Genomic DNA, 14887 nt, shown 5'->3' with positions numbered 1-14887 from the left:
TTCTTTTCACCTGTAAACCTCTGTTAAACAAAACAATGTTTCTGTGAGCCCTTAGAGCCGCACGACCTTGTCCGAAAATCTCAAATTTTTCAGGGCGTACGGAAGGATGCAGGACCATGTGGACAAAACAAAAGCGCAAATCAATTCGTGGGCGATTGATCCTGCCGGCCTTGGCGGCTGGGTTCCTCTATTATTTCGGCTTCCATGCCTATCATGGCGAGTACGGACTTTATTCCCGGGTGAAGCTTGAGGAGCAGGTGAAAATCATGGAAGCCCAGCTTGGCGACCTTACCGGCAAGCGCGCGGCGCTGGAGCGCGAGGTCTCGCTTGTGCGCGATGGTTCCATCGAAAAGGACATGTTGGACGAGCAGGCGCGACGCGCATTGAATCTGTCCCGTCCCGATGAAGTGACGATCATGCTGTCGCATTAAGCGCATAAAAATTCCAAACCATGCAGCCGGAGAGACTCGGATAGCGGATGCCTGGTTCAACTTAATTGCATGGCTCAGCCGTTATTCGCATAGCTCCGCCGACCGCATATTAACCGAAATCAGGTTAATATCGTTTTTATCGTGCATTTTTAAGATGTTATTCTCATAGCAGCTATGCGTCCCGTGCATATTGTATGTTGGGTGACAGGTGTTTATCCTCCGCGCCAATTCATAACAGGGAGTGAGATATGGCATCGAGGGCTACCCAAGCTCCTGCGCCGAAGACGCAAGCGGCTTCATCCAGCGCACCCAAGGCACCCAAGCCTGCCGATTTTAACAAAAAACAGGAACTCGAAGCCTATCGCGAGATGCTGCTGATTCGACGTTTCGAAGAGAAGGCCGGCCAGCTCTATGGCATGGGCCTGATCGGTGGCTTCTGCCACCTTTATATCGGTCAGGAAGCCGTCGTTGTCGGCATGCAGCTTGCGCTGAAGCCGGGCGATGAAGTCATCACCGCCTATCGCGATCACGGCCACATGCTGGCCACCGGCATGAGCCCGCGCGGCGTCATGGCGGAGCTGACCGGACGGCGCGGCGGCCTTTCCAAGGGGAAGGGCGGCTCGATGCATATGTTCTCCAAGGAAAAGCATTTCTATGGCGGCCACGGCATCGTCGGCGCGCAGGTGCCGCTCGGCACCGGGCTGGCTTTCGCCAACAAATATCGCGGCAACGACAATATCTCGCTGACCTATTTCGGCGATGGCGCGGCCAATCAGGGTCAGGTCTACGAAAGCTTCAACATGGCCGCGCTGTGGAAGCTGCCGGTCGTCTACATCATCGAGAACAATCGCTATGCGATGGGAACCTCGGTTTCGCGCGCTTCCGCCGAAACGGATTTCTCCCGCCGCGGCCTTTCCTTCAACATCCCCGGCATTCAGGTCGACGGCATGGATGTGCGGGCGGTGAGGGCTGCCGGCGACGAGGCCGCCGAATGGGCGCGTTCCGGCAAGGGGCCGATCATCCTGGAGATGCAGACCTACCGCTATCGTGGCCACTCCATGTCCGATCCGGCGAAATACCGCACCAAGGATGAAGTGCAGAAGATGCGCTCCGAGCATGACCCCATCGAGCAGGTGCGCAACCGGCTTCTTGAAAAGGGCTGGGCGAGCGAGGACGAGTTGAAGGCGATCGACAAGGACATTCGCGACATCGTCGCCGACGCGGCGGATTTCGCGCAAGCCGATCCCGAACCCGATGCGTCCGAACTTTACACCGATATCCTGCTCTAAGGGGAGGGAGTAGACATGCCCGTAGAAATTCTCATGCCCGCCCTTTCCCCGACGATGGAAGAGGGCAAACTTTCAAAATGGCTGAAAAAGGAAGGCGACAAGATCGCCGCCGGTGATGTGCTCGCCGAAATCGAGACTGACAAGGCGACGATGGAAGTCGAAGCCGTCGATGAAGGCACGCTCGGTAAGATCCTCGTTGCCGAAGGTACCGATAATGTGAAGGTGAACACGCCGATTGCCGTTATCATCGGCGAAGGCGAGAGCGCCGGCGACATTTCCGCTGCTCCAAAGACGGAAGCGCCTAAGGAAGAGCCAAAGGCAGAAGAAAAGAAGGCCGATTCTGTTCCCGCCGCGCCGAAAGCGCCGACGCTGGAAATCGCGTCCGACCCGGATATTCCGCAAGGCACCGAAATGGTGAACACGACGGTACGCGAAGCATTGCGCGATGCGATGGCCGAGGAAATGCGCCGCGATCCCGATGTCTTCGTCATGGGCGAGGAAGTCGCCGAATATCAGGGCGCCTACAAGATCACGCAGGGCCTTCTCGACGAGTTCGGCCCGCGCCGCGTGGTCGATACGCCGATCACGGAGCATGGCTTCGCCGGCGTCGGCGTCGGCGCCGCGATGGCGGGCTTGCGTCCGATTGTCGAGTTCATGACCTTCAACTTCGCCATGCAGGCGATTGACCAGATCATCAATTCGGCGGCAAAGACGCTCTATATGTCGGGCGGCCAGATGGGCGCACCGATCGTGTTTCGTGGACCGAGCGGCGCCGCCGCCCGCGTCGCGGCCCAGCATTCCCAGTGCTATGCCGCCTGGTACAGCCATATTCCAGGGCTGAAAGTGGTGATGCCTTACACCGCCGCCGACGCCAAGGGCCTGCTCAAGGCGGCAATCCGCGATCCGAACCCGGTGATCTTCCTCGAAAACGAGATCCTCTACGGCCAGCATTTCGATGTGCCAAAGCTGGATGATTTCGTGCTGCCCATCGGCAAGGCGCGCATCCATAAGGTTGGCACGGATGTGACCATCGTCTCCTTCGGCATCGGCATGACCTATGCGATCAAGGCGGCGGAAGAACTGGCGACCCTTGGCATCGACGCGGAAATCATCGATTTGAGGACAATCCGCCCGATGGATCTGCCGACGGTGATCGAATCTGTTAAAAAGACGGGACGCTGCGTGACGGTCGAGGAAGGCTATCCGCAATCCTCCGTCGGAACCGAGATTGCCACGCGCGTGATGCAGCAGGCATTCGACTATCTCGATGCGCCGGTCATCACCATCGCGGGCAAGGATGTGCCGATGCCTTACGCCGCCAATCTCGAAAAGCTGGCGCTGCCGAACGTCGCGGAAGTCGTCGAGGCGGTGAAAGCCGTAACCTACACCGCCTAAGGGAAGGATCAGGACATGCCGATCAATATCACCATGCCGGCCCTTTCCCCGACGATGGAAGAGGGAAATCTGGCCAAATGGCTGGTCAAGGAGGGCGACAAGGTCGCCCCCGGCGATGTGATCGCCGAGATCGAGACCGACAAGGCGACGATGGAAGTCGAAGCCGTAGATGAAGGCACGGTCGCCAAGATCGTCGTACCAGCGGGTACGGAAGGCGTGAAGGTCAACGCGCTGATCGCTGTTTTGGCCGAAGAAGGCGAGGATGTGAAGGACGCGGCGAAGGGTGGCGGTGCTGCTCCGGCCAAGGCGGAAACGCCGAAGACGGAAGAGAAGGCCGCTCCTTCCACTGAAGCAAAAGCTTCCGAACCCGCGAAACAGGAACAGCCTAAGGTCGCTCCAGCGCCTGCCGCGCAGCCGGCAGGCGACCGCGTCTTCTCCTCACCGCTCGCCCGCCGCCTGGCCAAGGAAGCAGGCGTGGACATTTCCGCCATCACCGGCTCTGGCCCGCGTGGCCGCGTCGTGAAGGCGGATGTGGAGAAGGCGGCCAGCTCCGGCGGCGCCAAGGCCGCCCCGCAGGCAGCACCCGCCATGGCGAAGGGTTCCTCCGATGAAGCTACCCTCAAGCTGTTCGAGGAAGGATCCTACGAGCTTCTGCCCCATGACGGCATGCGCAAGACGATTGCGGCCCGCCTGACCGAATCACACCAGACGGTTCCGTCCTATTTCGTCTCGATGGATTGCGAGATCGACGCGCTGATGAAACTGCGCGCCGAGATCAACAAATCCGCGCCGGTAACGAAGACCGAGAAGGGCGACGTGCCTGCCTTCAAGCTTTCGGTCAACGATTTCGTCATCAAGGCGATGGCGCTGGCGCTGCGCGATGTGCCGATGGCGAACGCCTCGTGGACCTCGACGGCCCGCGTCAAGCACAAACATTCGGATGTCGGCGTCGCCGTGGCGATCCCGGATGGCCTGATCACGCCGATCATCCGCAAGGCGGAAACAAAGACGCTGTCAACCATCTCCAACGAGATGAAGGACCTCGCCAAGCGCGCCCGTGACAAGAAGCTGAAGCCTGCCGAATATCAGGGCGGCACGACGGCGGTCTCGAATCTCGGTATGTTCGGCGTCTCGAACTTCACCTCGATCATCAACCCGCCGCACGCCTCCATCGTTTCCATTGGCGCGGGCATCGAAAAGCCGGTTGTCAAGAACGGCGAGATCAAGGTCGGCACGGTGATGACGGCGACATTCGCCTTCGATCACCGCGTCATCGACGGCGCGCTCGGCGCGGAACTGGCATCCGCCTTCAAGCGCTACATAGAGAACCCGGTTGGCATGCTGGTTTAACCAGAGTCTCCCTCCCCCTTGCGGGGAGGGTGGCCGCGTAGCGGACGGGTGGGGGGGTGACGACTCTAGAGTCCCTTCACCCTCGTGGTTCGAGGCTCATTCCGCTTCGCTCCAATCGCACCTCACCATGAGGGTGAAGGGGCGTCGGCGCTACCAGTAGCCCTCATCCTGAGGTGCTCATGAAGCGAAGCGGAATGAGCCTCGAAGGACGAGGGCGCTTGGCGATTCTATAAAAGAAGCGCTCTAACCCCTCTCCGTAAGGGGAATGGGAACGCAGGTTCTGAAAGCAATGATGGCTAGACACCTTCACCTCCGCCCGGCTGAAAACCGCGAAGCTGCAGAGATCGCCATTCTGGTCGATATCTCGGCGCATGGCTTTGCCTCATGGCTCTGGTATGGGGCTGTGCTCGATGGCCGCACCGAAACGGCGATAGAGCGGGGACGCCAGAAAATGCGCTCTGACGATACCGAAGGCTGGAAGAACACAACCATGGCCGAATGGGATGGCGAGATCGCCGGTCTTTCCATTGGCTATACGCTGGACGAGAGTCTCAATGACTTTCCGCCGCAGCATCCAGTGCTGGACCAGTTGATCACCTTGCAGCGCAAAGTGATTGGTCACCGCTTCGTCGACAGCGTCGGGGTTTATCGCGAGTTTCGTGGGCGTGGCATTGGTCGGGCGTTGATGGTGCATGAGATTGGAAAAGCGCGTGAGAATGGCAATCCGGCCATCAGCCTGATTACCGAAAGCTACAATGAAGTGGCGCTTTCGCTCTACGCGGCGCATGGTTTCAAGGAAGTTGAACGGCTCGAAGCGCTGGAGCGCATCGGCCAGGACAAGAAACACGACTGGGTGCTACTCAGCCGGGACATGAATTAACAAGGCAGGATAGTATGGCAAACAATTACGACGTCATTGTTATCGGTTCCGGTCCGGGAGGCTATATCGCCGCCATTCGTGCCGCTCAGCTTGGAATGAAGGTGGCGGTGGTCGAGCGCGAGCATCTGGCCGGCATCTGCTCCAATTGGGGCTGCATCCCGACCAAGGCGCTGCTGCGCTCCGCCGATGTGCTGCATACGGCCCAGCACGGCAAGGATTACGGCCTGACGCTGGAAGGCTCCATCACGCCTGACATTAAGGCCATCGTCGCCCGCTCGCGTGGTATCGCGCACCGGATGAACAATGGCGTCGGCTTCCTGTTCAAGAAGAACAAGGTCGATATCATCTGGGGTGAGGCGAAAATCGTGAAGCCCGGTGAGATCGTCGTGACCAAGCCGGGCAAGAAGCCGGTGGAGCCGGTCGGGCCGGTACCGAAGAACACGCTGGGCGAGGGCACCTATACTGCCAAGCACATCATCATCGCCACCGGCGCGCGCCCGCGTGCGCTGCCCGGCATCGAGCCGGATGGCAAGCTGATCTGGACCTATTTCGAGGCAATGAAGCCGGAAACCTTGCCTAAATCTCTGCTCGTCATGGGCTCAGGCGCCATCGGCATCGAATTCGCCAGTTTCTACCGCGCCATGGGCGTCGATGTCACGGTCATCGAGATCATGAGCCAGGTGATGCCGGTGGAAGATGCGGAAATCTCCGGCATCGCCCGGAAGCAGTTCGAAAAGCAGGGCATGAAGATCCATCTGGAGGCCAAAGTCGCCAAGGTGGAGAAGGGCGCTGACTCCATCACCGCGACCATCGAGAAGAAGGATGGCACATCTGAGAAGATCACCGCCGACCGGATGATCTCCGCCGTGGGCGTACAGGCCAATATCGAGAATATCGGTCTGGAAGGCGTCGGCGTGAAGACCGACCGCGGCTTCATCGTCATCGACGGCTACGGCAAGACCAATGTGCCGGGCATCTATGCCATAGGCGACGTCGCCGGCCCCCCGCTGCTCGCGCACAAGGCGGAGCACGAGGCGGTGGTCTGCGTTGAAAAGATCGCGGGATTGCCGAATGTGCACCCGACGGACAAATCGAAAATCCCAGGCTGCACCTATTGCACGCCGCAGGTTGCGTCCGTTGGCCTGACCGAGGCGAAGGCCAAGGAGCAGGGCCGCGACATCCGCGTCGGGCGGTTTCCGTTCTCAGCCAACGGCAAGGCCGTCGCGCTGGGCGAGGATTACGGGATGGTCAAGACCATCTTCGACAAGAAGACGGGCGAACTCATCGGCGCGCATCTGGTGGGGCCGGAAGTCACCGAACTCATCCAGGGCTTCGTCATCGCCATGAATCTGGAGACGACGGAGGAAGAACTGATCCACACGATCTTCCCGCACCCGACGCTTTCGGAAGCGATGAAGGAAAGCGTGCTGGATGCGTATGGTAGGGCGCTGAACGCTTAGGACTTCAATATCGTCGGCATTAAATATCTGCCGTCACGCTCTAATATCTATCGTCATCCTCAATATCTATCGTCATCCTCGGGCTTGACCCGAGGATCCACGGCAAGGAGGCAAAAGCGGTTCTATCGTCCGGGACGGGATCATGAATCATCTGTCGGGATATTGATTGTTTCCGTTTGCTGAAATGCGTCGATGTGGTGGAAAGGTTAGTGCTCCCTAGCCGTGGATCCTCGGGTCAAGCCCGAGGATGACGACAAATGGATGGGGATGACCTTAAGATGGATACGGAATAGCCAGGCAGGGCTAGCGATACCGTCAAAACCGGAATCGCCTGGCATTGCCAAGAGACAAATAACCGCCCATATCTTTGGGACGTTTTTCAGGAGGGAATTCAAATGGATGTGAATTGGGTTGTAGCGATCATCGTCGGCGGACTGGCGGGCTGGCTCGCCGGTATTCTGATCGGGCTTCGTTTTGGTATCTTCATGAACATCGTGATCGGCATCATCGGCGCCGTGATCGCCAACGCCATCTTCGATAGCGCCAATATTCATGTAGCAGCCGGATGGCCCGGTTATCTGGTGCAGGGTTTCGTGGGCTCCTGCATTTTGCTATTCATCGCCAAAATCGTCCGGCGCTGACCCAAAAAGGCGCGGCTGAAAGCAGGTTTTTGATGGTCACCATTCTCGACAGGACGGTTCTCCCGGCGGAAAAGCGAGTCCGTCATCCTGAAAAGGCGAACCGGCCGGATTCCGAAATCCTCAAGAAGCCGGACTGGATCCGCGTGAAGGCGCCGACCTCGAAAGGCTATAGCGAGACGCGCGAGATCGTGCGCTCGCACAAGCTCGTGACGGTGTGCGAGGAGGCGGGCTGCCCGAATATCGGTGAGTGCTGGGACAAGAAGCACGCCACCTTCATGATCATGGGTGAAATCTGCACCCGCGCCTGCGCCTTCTGCAACGTCGCAACCGGCATTCCCACCGCGCTCGATCCGAACGAGCCGGAGAATGTGGCCAAGGCCGTCAGGGAAATGGGTCTGACCCATGTGGTCATCACCTCGGTCGACCGCGACGATCTCGACGATGGCGGCGCGCAGCATTTCGCCGATGTCATCCACGCGATCCGCGCGGCGACACCGAAGACCACCATCGAAATCCTGACACCGGATTTCCTGCGCAAGGACGGCGCGCTGGAAATCGTGGTCAGGGCCAAGCCTGATGTCTTCAACCACAATCTGGAAACCGTGCCGTCGAACTATCTCAAGGTTCGTCCCGGCGCGCGCTATTTCCACTCGATCCGGCTGTTGCAGCGGGTCAAGGAGCTCGATCCGACCATCTTCACCAAATCCGGCATCATGGTGGGCTTGGGCGAGGAGCGCAACGAAGTGCTGCAGCTGATGGACGATCTGCGTTCGGCGGATGTGGATTTCATGACCATCGGCCAATATCTCCAGCCCTCGCGCAAGCATCATCCGGTCATCCGCTTCATCACTCCCGATGAGTTCAAATCCTATGAAACCATCGGCCGCACCAAGGGTTTCCTGCTTGTGGCGTCGAGCCCGCTGACCCGTTCCTCACACCATGCCGGGGAGGATTTCGCCAAGCTCAAGGCGGCACGCGAAGCCCAAGTTTCAGGAAACTGAACGCCCATGCCGCAGTTCACGACAACACGGCAGGTCAGGCACCGGGCCGAGCAAATGTTCGCGCTCGTTGCCGATGTCGAAAAATACCCTGAGTTTCTCCCCATGTGCGAGGCGCTGACCGTGCGCTCGCGCAAGGAACGGGGCGAGCGCACCCTGCTCGTCGCCGACATGACGGTGGGCTACAAGCTCCTCCGCGAAACCTTCACCAGCCAAGTCTTCCTCAACCCGGCGGAAAACATCATCGATGTCAACTATATCGACGGCCCGTTCCGTTATCTCGACAACCGCTGGACCTTCCGCCCGGTAGGCGACGGATCGTCCTGCGACGTCGAGTTCTTCATCGACTACGAGTTCAAAAGCCGCACGCTGGGGCTCTTGATGGGAACGATGTTCGACATCGCCTTTCGCAAGTTTTCGGAGGCTTTTGAGAAAAGGGCGGACGCGATTTATGGGTAAGTAATCTCACTTGGGGGAGGGGTGGTATGACTTTAATTCACAACGAGCGCATCAAGCTTTTAGCGACATATTTTAACGGTATTGGCATTGCTGTTTTTGCCGTTGGCGGATTTGCGCCGGCAATTTCAAGCATTTACAGTCCAAACGGGCCGACGCCGGCCCTTATGTTTATCAGCTTTGTTTGTATTCTGGCATCATTCGCGCTACATTATGCCGCGAGCAACATTCTTAGGAGGTTGGAACCATGACAACGATGCAAATCCTAGGCCTTCTCATTGCGCCGGTGGGTGCTCTCCTTATCGCCGCTGCAGGATTCTATTACGCGAAACATATCCGTTGATAGGCCAGAGTTGGCTTGTTTTCCTGCCAACTTATTATCCAACCACCTCCAGCACCAGATCCAGCGCCGCGATCACCGTCGCCCGCCTGACCCCATCCCGCCCCAGATCGCCGAAACGGCATTCGCAGTGACGCGCCACGCCGTCCTTGCGCATTGCCGCGATATGGACGAGGCCCACGGGCTTTTCCTCGGAGCCGCCATCCGGTCCCGCAATGCCGGTGACGGCGACCGATACCCCGGCGTGGGAGTGGGTGAGGGCCCCCTCCGCCATGGTGAGGGCTACCTCCTTCGATACCGCTCCTACCCTCTCGATGAGGGGGGCTGGGACGCCGAGCATCTCCTGCTTGGCCTCGTTGGAATAGGTGACGAAGCCGCGATCGACCACATGCGAACAGCCGGCGATGTCGGTCAGCGCCGATATGATCTGACCGCCGGTGCAGGATTCGGCGGTCGCCAGCATCAGCCCCGCGCGGCGGCAGGTATCGAGCACGGCGACGGCTTTTTCTTCCAGAGCCTTGTCTCTCATGCTGGTTTTCTCATTCGGGCACTTCTCCTGGATAGATGACGGTGGCAGTGGCGATGGCCGCGATGCCTTCGCCGCGCCCGACGAACCCCAGCTTCTCATTGGTCGTCGCCTTGACCGAGACGCGATCCGGGGCGATGCCAAGCATATCAGACAGGGCGGCGGTCATCGCCTCGCGATGCGGGCCGATCTTGGGCGCTTCGCAGATCAGCGTGATATCAGCATTAGCGATGCGGCCCCCCGATTCCCTCACGATTTTCACCGCATGTTCCACGAAAATACGGGAGGGGGCCCCCTTCCATTGGGGGTTGGAGGGGGGGAAGTGCGTGCCTATATCCCCAGCCCCCCGCGTCGCAAGCAAGGCATCGGTGAGCGCATGCAGGCCCACATCGGCATCCGAATGACCGGACAGTTTCAGCGTATGGGGTATCTCCACTCCGCACAGCGTCACATGATCGCCGGGCTCGAAGGAATGGACGTCATAGCCATTGCCGGTCCGGACATCGGGAAAAATGCCGCGCTCTTGCGCAAACCGCTTGTCGGCCATTTCGATATCCTTTGCCCAGGTGAGCTTTGTGTTGTCGGCGGAGCCTTCCACCACGCGTACGGCCAAACCATGCCATTCGGCAATCGCCGCGTCGTCGGTGAAATCCGAGCGTCCGACGCGGTAAGCCGATTCATGCGCGTCGAGAATCGGCGCGAACGGAAATGCCTGCGGGGTCTGTGCGGCATAGAGCCCGGCGCGGGAGACCGTCGCCTTCACATGCGCATCCGGCCCCGCCTGCTTCAGCGTGTCGGAAACCGCGAGCGCGGGCAGCACGCCGATGGCGGGGTGAAGCGCGTGGATGATGCGCTGCAGAAGTTCCTGCGCGATGAAAGGCCGTACGCCATCGTGGATCATCACGAAATCCGGCTGATGCTCAATCAGCGCCAGAAGCCCGAGCCGGGTCGATTCCTGCCGCGTCGGGCCGCCGGTGATGACGATTGCCTTGGCGCCAAGCTCTCCGGTTGCTTCATCGTAGAGATGACGGTCTTCCGGATGAATCACAGAAACGACATGGGCGATATGCGGACAATCGAAAAACGCCCGGAGCGTATGCGTGAGCACGGCTTCGCCGCCGATGCGCCGGTATTGCTTCGGCCCTTCGGTGCTCTGTCCGGCCCGTTCCCCGCGGCCGGCTGCGACAATGACAGCTGCTACTTTTATGGTTTTACTGCCTTTTCAGTCATATTTTCCGCGTCTATGTCCGATTAGACCCTGCGCCGCCCAAATGCCAGATGGGAATCAATGCCAAGCATTGCTTTTCCTTGCGGAAATATCCCATCCTGTCTAAAGACTGGGCGATAGATAAAATGCACACGAAACAGGCATAACCGACGTGACCATTCTGGGTGAAGCTTTATACGTAGGCGATGTCCGTTTGCGCAACCGGGTGTTTCTGGCGCCGATGTCCGGCGTATCGGACCTGCCTTTCCGCAAGCTTGCCTGGGCGGCGGGCGCCGGCATGGTGGTTTCGGAAATGGTGGCGAGCGCGGAACTCTGCTCGCGCGACCGCGAAAGCCTGATGCGGCTGAAAGGCGAGGGGCTTGAAACGCATGTGGTGCAGCTCGCCGGGCGCGAGGCCCGCTGGATGGGCGAGGCCGCCCGCATAGCGGAAGGCGAGGGGGCGCATATCATCGATATCAATATGGGCTGCCCGGCCAAAAAGGTCACGGGCGGTTATTCAGGCTCGGCGCTGATGCGTGACCTCGATCATGCGATGACGCTTGTCGAGACGACGGTGAAGGCAGTCCGCGTGCCGGTCACGCTCAAGATGCGGCTCGGCTGGGACGAACACAGCATCAACGCGCCGGAACTGGCGCGCCGGGCTGAGGATGCAGGCGTACGCATGGTTACGGTGCATGGCCGCACCCGCTGCCAGTTCTATGAAGGCAGGGCGGATTGGGATGCAATTCACGCGGTGCGGGAGGCGGTCAGCATCCCATTGGTTGCCAATGGCGATGTGATTTCGGCAAGCGATGCGGAAGAAATCCTCGCCCGCTCCGGTGCTGACGCGGTGATGATCGGACGGGGATGCTACGGCCAGCCCTGGCTGCCGGGAGAGATTGCCCGCATGGCTGATGGCCCCTCACCCTTACCCTCTCCCCGTGAAATACGGGGAGAGGGGGACCTTGACGTTGGCCCTTCACAGCAGGCGACGAACCTTGCACAAACGTTGACGCCTCCCTCTCCCCGCGTGCGGGGAGAGGGTAAGGGTGAGGGGCAAACGGCGATGCCTTTGGATATCAGCGAATACGTCATCACGCATTACGAAGCGATGCTCTCCCATTACGGCCCGAATACCGGAACGCGCCATGCGCGCAAGCATCTGGGCTGGTATCTCGACCGCCATGCCGGTGAGCTTCCACAACAGGATCGCGCGGCGATCATGACCGAAAGCGATCCAGCCACCGTTATCAGAAAACTCGCCCAAGCCTTTTCGTGCCCTCCCCAAATAACCGAACTGAAAAAGGTGGCGTGATGAACGCGCGCGAAAAATCCGCAGCCGAAGCGATGGCCTCGATCGTGCTCAACACGATCAGCCATCCCGTCATCATGGTGGATGCGGAAGGCTATATCACCTTCGCCAATGCCGATGCGGAGCAGTTCTTCAAGTCGAGCTCGAATATCCTGGCGCGCAACAAGCTCGATTCCTTCCTGCCGTTCGGCAGTCCGCTGATTGCGCTTGTCGAACAGGTCAGAGCGCATCCGTCGCCGGTGAACGAATATCGCGTCGACATCTCTTCGCCGCGACTGGGCAGCGATCGCATGGTGGATATCTATGTGACGCCGGTGAGCGAATTTCCGGGGTCAGTCGTTATCCTGTTCAAGGAAAAGTCGATGGCGGAGAAGCTGGACCGCCAGATGACTCATCGCGGCGCCGCACGGTCTGTAACCGGTCTTGCCTCGATGCTGGCGCATGAAATCAAGAACCCTCTGTCAGGCATTCGCGGCGCTGCGCAGCTTCTGGAGAGCGTCGTCGGCGACGAGGACCGCTCGCTGACGCGGCTTATCACCGACGAGACGGACAGGATCGTCTCGCTGGTCGACCGCATGGAGGTTTTCTCGGACGAGCGTCCTATCGACCGCGAGGCCGTCAATATCCATGTCGTGCTCGACCATGTGAAGGCCATCGCCCGCAACGGCTTTGCCAGCCACATCAAGTTCAACGAGGATTACGACCCATCGCTGCCACCGGTCTACGCCAACCGCGACCAGCTGGTGCAAATCTTCCTCAATCTGGTCAAGAACGCCGCCGAGGCCATTGGCAACGAAGAGCAGGGGGAGATCACGCTTTCCACCGCTTATCGTCCGGGCATCCGGCTTTCCGTGCCGGGCGTACGTGACCGGGTGGCGCTGCCGCTGGAATTCTGCGTGCATGACACAGGAGCGGGGGTGCCGGCGGATCTGTTGCCACACCTTTTCGATCCCTTCGTGACAACGAAGCCCAATGGCTCCGGACTGGGCTTGGCCCTTGTCGCCAAGATCGTCGGAGACCATGGCGGCGTGATCGAGTGCGATTCGCAAGCGCGGCGCACGACTTTCCGCATTCTCATGCCCGCGTGGCGCGGGCAGAATTCAGATACGACAGGAACCGACGAATGAGCCTTGGCAGCATACTTGTCGCCGATGATGATGCCGCGATCCGGACGGTCCTTAACCAGGCATTGTCACGCGCGGGTTACGATGTTCGCGTCACATCCAACGCAGCAACGCTCTGGCGGTGGATTTCCGGCGGCGATGGCGATCTGGTCGTTACCGATGTGGTGATGCCGGATGAGAACGCCTTCGATCTCCTGCCGCGCATCAAGAAATCTCGGCCTGACCTGCCCGTCGTCGTCATGAGCGCGCAGAACACTTTCATGACCGCGATCAAGGCATCGGAGGCTGGCGCCTACGAGTATTTGCCGAAACCCTTCGACCTGACGGAGCTGGTCAGCATTGTCGGCAGGGCGCTTGCGGAGCCGAAGAAGAAGCTCGGAGCGCGCGGCGGCCAGGAAGAGCAGGCGGAGAACATGCCGCTCGTCGGCCGTTCGCCGGCGATGCAGGATATCTATCGCGTACTCGCGCGCATGATGCAGACGGATCTGACGGTCATGATCACCGGCGAATCCGGCACGGGCAAGGAACTCGTGGCTCGCGCGCTGCATGAATATGGCCGCCGCCGCAAGGGTCCCTTCGTCGCCATCAACATGGCGGCAATCCCGCGCGATCTGATCGAATCGGAACTGTTCGGCCATGAGAAGGGCGCCTTCACAGGTGCGCAAACTCGCTCCAGTGGACGCTTCGAGCAGGCGGATGGCGGCACGCTGTTCCTCGACGAGATCGGCGACATGCCGATGGAGGCGCAGACGCGACTGCTGCGCGTGTTGCAGCAGGGCGAATATATGACCGTCGGCGGACGTACGCCGATCAAGACCGATGTGCGCATCGTGGCCGCGACCAACAAGGATCTGCGCATCCTCATCAATCAGGGGCTGTTCCGCGAAGACCTCTATTACCGCTTGAATGTGGTGCCGCTCAGGCTGCCGCCGTTGCGTGAGCGCAGCGAGGATATCCCCGATCTCGTCCGCCATTTCTTCAAGCAGGCGGTAAAGGACGGCCTGCCGGAAAAGCTGATCACCACGGCGGGGCTCGATCTGATGCGCCGTTACTCGTGGCCCGGCAACGTGCGCGAACTTGAAAATATGGTGCGCCGTCTGGCCGCTCTCTATCCGCAGGAAGAAATCGCGCCGGAAGTGATCGAGGCGGAACTGAAATCCGACCTGCACAGCCCGGAGCCGGCCGGTGGAGTGATCGTTTCCGATAACATGACAATCGCACAGGCTGTCGAAATCAACATGCAGCGCTATTTCGCCTCCTACGGCTCTGACCTGCCGCCGCCCGGCGTCTATCAGCGCGTGTTGGCCGAGGTAGAGTATCCGCTCATTCTTGCCTGCCTCACCGCAACGCGCGGCAACCAGATCAAAGCCGCCGATCTTCTGGGTCTCAACCGCAATACGCTTCGCAAGAAAATCCGCGAATTGGGGGTGAATATTTATCGGGGCGCGAAAGGTTAGAGCAATTCAACCTGAGCGCCT

General features: G+C 59.7%; 15 protein-coding genes. 13 read left to right on the top strand and 2 right to left on the bottom strand.

Features of this window, described 5'->3' with window-relative positions:
• Positions 1-116: 116 nt before the first annotated feature.
• The 10 genes from C7477_RS16450 (at position 117) to C7477_RS16405 (ending at position 9151) form a co-directional block, all read left to right on the top strand.
• Positions 117-431 carry an FtsB family cell division protein gene (locus C7477_RS16450; protein ID WP_110754125.1) on the top strand — a complete coding sequence of 105 codons (315 nt, stop codon included), beginning with the start codon at positions 117-119 and terminating at the stop codon, positions 429-431.
• Between the two features lie 248 nt (positions 432-679).
• Positions 680-1720, top strand: coding sequence for a pyruvate dehydrogenase (acetyl-transferring) E1 component subunit alpha (pdhA, locus tag C7477_RS16445; RefSeq protein WP_110754123.1), 1041 nt, complete (start codon positions 680-682; stop codon positions 1718-1720).
• Between the two features lie 15 nt (positions 1721-1735).
• Positions 1736-3115, top strand: a complete 1380-nt coding sequence (locus C7477_RS16440) for a pyruvate dehydrogenase complex E1 component subunit beta (RefSeq protein WP_110754121.1) — start codon at positions 1736-1738, stop codon at positions 3113-3115.
• A 15-nt stretch (positions 3116-3130) separates the two neighbouring features.
• A complete protein-coding gene (locus C7477_RS16435; RefSeq protein ID WP_110754119.1) occupies positions 3131-4465 on the top strand; it encodes a pyruvate dehydrogenase complex dihydrolipoamide acetyltransferase in 1335 nt (444 codons plus the stop codon).
• A 292-nt stretch (positions 4466-4757) separates the two neighbouring features.
• Positions 4758-5345, top strand: coding sequence for a GNAT family N-acetyltransferase (locus tag C7477_RS16430; RefSeq protein ID WP_110754145.1), 588 nt, complete (start codon positions 4758-4760; stop codon positions 5343-5345).
• 14 nt (positions 5346-5359) lie between these two features.
• On the top strand, positions 5360-6805 hold the full coding sequence (gene lpdA, locus C7477_RS16425; RefSeq protein WP_110754117.1) for a dihydrolipoyl dehydrogenase: 1446 nt from the start codon (positions 5360-5362) through the stop codon (positions 6803-6805).
• A 395-nt stretch (positions 6806-7200) separates the two neighbouring features.
• Positions 7201-7446: a GlsB/YeaQ/YmgE family stress response membrane protein gene (locus C7477_RS16420; RefSeq protein WP_110754115.1), complete on the top strand. Its 246-nt coding sequence runs from the start codon at positions 7201-7203 to the stop codon at positions 7444-7446.
• A 32-nt stretch (positions 7447-7478) separates the two neighbouring features.
• The gene (lipA, locus tag C7477_RS16415; RefSeq protein WP_110754114.1) at positions 7479-8447 is read left to right on the top strand and encodes a lipoyl synthase; all 969 of its coding nucleotides are present in this window, start codon (positions 7479-7481) and stop codon (positions 8445-8447) included.
• 6 nt (positions 8448-8453) lie between these two features.
• Positions 8454-8903 carry a type II toxin-antitoxin system RatA family toxin gene (locus tag C7477_RS16410; protein WP_110754112.1) on the top strand — a complete coding sequence of 150 codons (450 nt, stop codon included), beginning with the start codon at positions 8454-8456 and terminating at the stop codon, positions 8901-8903.
• Between the two features lie 26 nt (positions 8904-8929).
• Positions 8930-9151 carry an amino acid transporter gene (locus C7477_RS16405; protein ID WP_110754110.1) on the top strand — a complete coding sequence of 74 codons (222 nt, stop codon included), beginning with the start codon at positions 8930-8932 and terminating at the stop codon, positions 9149-9151.
• Between the two features lie 126 nt (positions 9152-9277).
• On the opposite strand, the gene C7477_RS16400 is transcribed toward C7477_RS16405, so the two are convergent.
• Together C7477_RS16400 and C7477_RS16395 are read right to left on the bottom strand one after the other, a co-directional pair.
• Positions 9278-9769, bottom strand: a complete 492-nt coding sequence (locus C7477_RS16400; protein WP_110754108.1) for a CinA family protein — start codon at positions 9767-9769, stop codon at positions 9278-9280.
• Between the two features lie 10 nt (positions 9770-9779).
• Positions 9780-10973, bottom strand: a complete 1194-nt coding sequence (locus C7477_RS16395; RefSeq protein WP_110754106.1) for a bifunctional 2-C-methyl-D-erythritol 4-phosphate cytidylyltransferase/2-C-methyl-D-erythritol 2,4-cyclodiphosphate synthase — start codon at positions 10971-10973, stop codon at positions 9780-9782.
• A 241-nt stretch (positions 10974-11214) separates the two neighbouring features.
• Here C7477_RS16395 and C7477_RS19295 point away from each other — a divergent pair, with 241 nt between their 5' ends.
• The 3 genes from C7477_RS19295 to ntrC are packed head-to-tail and all read left to right on the top strand — an operon-like array spanning position 11215 to position 14866.
• A complete protein-coding gene (locus tag C7477_RS19295; RefSeq protein ID WP_245411878.1) occupies positions 11215-12288 on the top strand; it encodes a tRNA dihydrouridine synthase in 1074 nt (357 codons plus the stop codon).
• Positions 12288-13412, top strand: coding sequence for a two-component system sensor histidine kinase NtrB (locus C7477_RS16385; RefSeq protein WP_110754104.1), 1125 nt, complete (start codon positions 12288-12290; stop codon positions 13410-13412). Before C7477_RS19295 ends, C7477_RS16385 begins: the two co-directional genes overlap by 1 nt.
• Positions 13409-14866 (top strand): nitrogen regulation protein NR(I), encoded by a 1458-nt coding sequence (ntrC, locus tag C7477_RS16380; RefSeq protein WP_110754102.1) that lies wholly within the window; start codon positions 13409-13411, stop codon positions 14864-14866. Before C7477_RS16385 ends, ntrC begins: the two co-directional genes overlap by 4 nt.
• Positions 14867-14887 lie beyond the last annotated feature (21 nt).

It is taken from the genome of Paramesorhizobium leguminum (assembly GCF_003217235.1).
In the GTDB taxonomy this organism is placed as follows: Bacteria; Pseudomonadota; Alphaproteobacteria; order Rhizobiales; family Rhizobiaceae; genus Paramesorhizobium; species Paramesorhizobium leguminum.
This window is presented reverse-complemented; position numbering and strand designations above follow the sequence as displayed.

Bases quoted from the DNA above. Each gene is read 5' to 3' on its own strand.
- C7477_RS16450 (WP_110754125.1), top strand. From the start codon at position 117: ATGTGGACAAAACAAAAGCGCAAATCAATTCGTGGGCGATTGATCCTG.
- pdhA (WP_110754123.1), top strand. From the start codon at position 680: ATGGCATCGAGGGCTACCCAAGCTCCTGCGCCGAAGACGCAAGCGGCT.
- C7477_RS16440 (WP_110754121.1), top strand. From the start codon at position 1,736: ATGCCCGTAGAAATTCTCATGCCCGCCCTTTCCCCGACGATGGAAGAG.
- C7477_RS16435 (WP_110754119.1), top strand. From the start codon at position 3,131: ATGCCGATCAATATCACCATGCCGGCCCTTTCCCCGACGATGGAAGAG.
- C7477_RS16430 (WP_110754145.1), top strand. From the start codon at position 4,758: ATGGCTAGACACCTTCACCTCCGCCCGGCTGAAAACCGCGAAGCTGCA.
- lpdA (WP_110754117.1), top strand. From the start codon at position 5,360: ATGGCAAACAATTACGACGTCATTGTTATCGGTTCCGGTCCGGGAGGC.
- C7477_RS16420 (WP_110754115.1), top strand. From the start codon at position 7,201: ATGGATGTGAATTGGGTTGTAGCGATCATCGTCGGCGGACTGGCGGGC.
- lipA (WP_110754114.1), top strand. From the start codon at position 7,479: ATGGTCACCATTCTCGACAGGACGGTTCTCCCGGCGGAAAAGCGAGTC.
- C7477_RS16410 (WP_110754112.1), top strand. From the start codon at position 8,454: ATGCCGCAGTTCACGACAACACGGCAGGTCAGGCACCGGGCCGAGCAA.
- C7477_RS16405 (WP_110754110.1), top strand. From the start codon at position 8,930: ATGACTTTAATTCACAACGAGCGCATCAAGCTTTTAGCGACATATTTT.
- C7477_RS16400 (WP_110754108.1), bottom strand. From the start codon at position 9,769: ATGAGAGACAAGGCTCTGGAAGAAAAAGCCGTCGCCGTGCTCGATACC.
- C7477_RS19295 (WP_245411878.1), top strand. From the start codon at position 11,215: ATGTCCGGCGTATCGGACCTGCCTTTCCGCAAGCTTGCCTGGGCGGCG.
- C7477_RS16385 (WP_110754104.1), top strand. From the start codon at position 12,288: ATGAACGCGCGCGAAAAATCCGCAGCCGAAGCGATGGCCTCGATCGTG.
- ntrC (WP_110754102.1), top strand. From the start codon at position 13,409: ATGAGCCTTGGCAGCATACTTGTCGCCGATGATGATGCCGCGATCCGG.